The 387-nt window shown below is 73.9% G+C and carries 1 pseudogene; it reads right to left on the bottom strand.

What is annotated here, in order from left to right:
* Window positions 1-344: pseudogene (locus G6O68_RS32130) on the bottom strand (MGH1-like glycoside hydrolase domain-containing protein); the annotation flags it as partial.
* Window positions 345-387: the final 43 nt, after the last annotated feature.

Genomic DNA, 387 nt, shown 5'->3' with positions numbered 1-387 from the left:
GACTCCTTGACGTCCTCTCCGTGGTTGCCCTCTTCGTTGGCCAGGCCGAAGAGGCGTTCCTTGAGGATGGGGTCGCGGCCGTTCCAGAGGGCCAGGCCGAGGCAGAGGTTCTGGAAGCGGTTGCAGAAGCCCGCCAGGCCGTCCTCGTTCCAGCGGTAGGCGCGGCTGCGGGCGTGGTCGTGCGGGAAGGACGCCCAGGCGTCGCCGGAGGGGGAGTAGTCCTCGCGGACGGAGCCCCAGGCTCGCTCCGCGACGTAGGGCCCCCAGCCCTTCCAGTCGGCGCGGCGGGCGGCGCTGTCGGCCAGCCGGCGGTGCTCGGCGGTGTCTCCGTCCCGTGCCGTCATCCAGACCTCCCGCGCCCGCCGTCGCCCGGCCCCGAGTGCGGCG

The organism is Paludisphaera soli (genome assembly GCF_011064595.1).
Lineage (GTDB): Bacteria > Planctomycetota > Planctomycetia > Isosphaerales > Isosphaeraceae > Paludisphaera > Paludisphaera soli.
Note: the sequence above shows the minus strand (reverse complement) of the source record. Positions and strands in the feature narration are given on the sequence as shown.